General features: G+C 69.8%; 1 protein-coding gene and 1 pseudogene. One reads left to right on the top strand and one right to left on the bottom strand.

What is annotated here, in order from left to right:
- Nucleotides 1-698 precede the first annotated feature (698 nt).
- A complete protein-coding gene (locus NBX02_RS15470) occupies nucleotides 699-2171 on the top strand; it encodes an ATP-binding protein (RefSeq protein WP_250286337.1) in 1473 nt (490 codons plus the stop codon).
- Nucleotides 2172-2246: 75 nt separating this feature from the next.
- Here NBX02_RS15470 and NBX02_RS15465 read toward each other — a convergent pair.
- Nucleotides 2247-3034 (bottom strand): annotated as a pseudogene (locus tag NBX02_RS15465) (FtsK/SpoIIIE domain-containing protein); the annotation flags it as partial.

The following is a 3034-nucleotide window of genomic DNA, read 5'->3' as shown; positions in this document are numbered from 1 at the left end:
AGGCCTCATCCACCACGCCCCGTAGCCTAACCGTCCGATCACAGTAAAGATCCAAAGACAGATTAACAGGAGAACTTATTTAATTCCTGCTTCATAGTGCGCTGGACGGACCGCAACGTCACCGAATACCGGTATGCCTACGACGCCTCCGGCCGGTGCGTGGCCACGGTGGGCAGCGGCGGCTGCCTGACCGGCCAGCTGCGGTACGACACCGAGGTGAGAGGAGAAGTCGTGAGACGGAGCACTCTCGCGCTTCGGCCGCAGCCGTCGCTCCTGGTGGAAACAGCAAGATCGCGGCGTCGGTTGCTCTCGGCCGGTCGCGTCGCGGCGGATCCCGCTGGAACAGGTGCCCGCTTACAAGCAGCGGCACAGCCGTAAGCGGAGGTAGCCGCGTCCTCAAGGACTGGGGCAGCCGTGGCCTCCGTCGAACCGGGGCGGTTCATTCGGTGACGGACGGCTATCGGGCGAGGTGGATCAGGGTGGTGGGGTGGCTGCGGCCGGGTGGGGCGGCGAAGAGCTGGTCGGGTTCCAGGCTGAAGCCGTGTTCGTGGGCCGCCGTGTTCGGTTGTGGGCGATGTGCGGTCTACGGCTGGTTCGCTTTGGTGGACCTTGGCGATCTTGCTTGTGTGGTGCGTGATCGAGGGTAACTTCATCGCCGTGAACTACAATGGACTGTAGTTCGGGCGAGAGGAGTAGGCGTGGCGGGGGGTGGGTTCGTCGGGCGGTCCGCGGAGCTTGCTCGGCTTGAGGCGTTGCTCGGGCGGGTGGGGGAGGCGCGGCGGGACCTGCCGGGGGTGGCGGTGCTGCTGCGGGGCCGGCGCCGGGTCGGCAAGTCGCGGCTGGTGGAGGTGTTCTGTGAGCGGGCACACGTCCCGTTCGTGTTCTTCCAGGCGAGTCAGGGCGCCGATCCCGCCGCCGAGCGGGCGGCGTTCGCCGCGGCAGTGGCCGAGTCCGACCTTCCCGGTCGGGATCTCTTCGAGTCCGGCACGGTTCTGCCGACCTGGGCGGCGTCGTTCCGTCAGCTGGCCGCGGCGTTGCCCGCCGACACACCGGGCATCGTGGTCATCGACGAGATGCCGTGGCTGATCGAAACCGACCCGGCGCTGGAAGGGGCGCTGCAGACGGCCTGGGACACGCAGCTCTCGCGCAAGCCGGTCCTCCTGATCCTGATCGGTTCGGACCTGGCGATGATGGAGCGTCTCGACGACTACCGGCGGCCCTTCCACCAGCGGGGCACGGTGATGGTGCTGCCACCGCTGAATCCGGCCGAAGTCGGCGCCATGGTCGGCCTGCCGGCTGCCGGAGCCATCGACGCGTACCTGGTTACCGGCGGCCTGCCGCTGATATGCCAGGAATGGGGGTCCGGCCAGTCGGTCGAGAGCTTCCTCGCTGTCTCGCTCGCCGACCCGACGTCCGCGCTGCTGGTCTCGGGAGAACGGTCACTCGCCGCCGAGTTCCCAGGGTATATCCAGGCCCGCACGGTGCTGGCCGCTATCGGTAACGGCGAACGTACGTGGAGCGGCGTTCGCGCGGCGGCGTCCGCCGGAGCCGAGCCGATGGCGGCGAGTTCGCTGACGAGCGCACTGCGCCTGCTCGAAGCCAAACGTGTGGTTGCTGTCGACACCCCGCTTTCGACCAGGCCGGCCGAGAAGGAGCGCCGTTATCGGGTGGCCGACCCATATCTGCGCTTCTATCTCGCCTATCTCGCAGCCGGCCTGCCGCTCGTGGAACGGGGGCGAGGGGATCTGCTGCTGCGGCGGGTTAAACGATCTTGGTATGCCTGGCGTGGCCGGGCGGTGGAACCGCTGGTTCGGGAGGCCCTGCTGCGTATGGCGCCGGAACTCGGCTGGCCCGAGGTGGAGGCCGTCGGTGGCTGGTGGAACCGGCAGAACAACCCCGAGATCGACGTGGTCGGCGCTGACCGGGCGGGGGCTGCGAACCGGATAATTTTTGCCGGCAGTATCAAATGGCAGTCGACGCAGCCGTTCGACCAGCACGACTATGCCGCGCTGGTGCGTGATGTCACCGCGGTGCCGGGCTTTGACACGTCGACCGAACTTCTCGCCATCAGCCGGACGGGTGCTGCCGCCGGTGTTCCCGCCCGTTCCATCGGCCCAGAAGATCTTCTGGCAGCGTGGAGATCTCTCCCGCGGAACGGGCACCCCGCGTAGGCAGCCGCGTCCCCGAGGACTGGAGCAGCCGTGGTCTCCGTCGAACCGGGGCCATTCATTCTCAGTGACGGACGGCTACCGGGCGAGGTGGATCAGGGTGGTGGTGCGGGCGGTGGCGAGGTGGCCGCGGCCGGGTGGGGCGGCGAAGAACTGGTCGGGTTCCAGTTTGAAGCCGTGTTCGCGTGCCACCACGGGTGAGGTGGGGGTGAGCAGCAGCCGGGCACCGCTGGTCATGACCTCGCTGACGACACGGGCGAGGGAGCGGCGCTGGCCGGTGAGGATCGGCGCGGCGTCACCGCAGAGCACGAGCGCGTGCCGGCCGAGCGCGCCGGGGCTGGCGATGTCCTGCAGCAGGGTGGGGCCGTCGGCGAAGCTGACCTGCGTCGGCACCAGCGTGATCTGATCACAGTCGTCGACGACCACCGCGTATCGCCCGTCACCGAACGCCTCGGCGGCGGCCCGCAGGTCGGTGTCCTTGAGGACGGTCCCGGTGACGACCCGGACACCGCCGTCGTCCCCGATGAGGCTGGGCAGCGGTGAGCGGGGCGGGGCGATGACCAGGACGCCGACACCGGCCCGCCGCAGCCCGCGGGTGACGACCGCCGCCGCGGTCGTGCGTCCGGAGCCGGCCGGGCCGGAGACGAGCAGCAGGTGCGGCCCGGCGTCGAAGAAGTCCATGCCCACGACGTCCACGTCCGGGCCGCCCACACCGAGCGGCAGCCAGGTGCCCGACGGAGCCGGGTCGGGCAGCCGGAGCTCGTCGACGGCGACGTGGGCCGGCAGCGGGGGGAACGGGCGCGGCAGCCCGGCCGCCGTGTGCTGGCCGGCTGTCACGGGCGGGCCGACGACGGGTGGCCCCGCTG

This window comes from Protofrankia sp. CiP1_Cm_nod1, from assembly GCF_920888515.1.
GTDB lineage: Bacteria > Actinomycetota > Actinomycetes > Frankiales > Frankiaceae > Protofrankia.
Note: the sequence above shows the minus strand (reverse complement) of the source record. Positions and strands in the feature narration are given on the sequence as shown.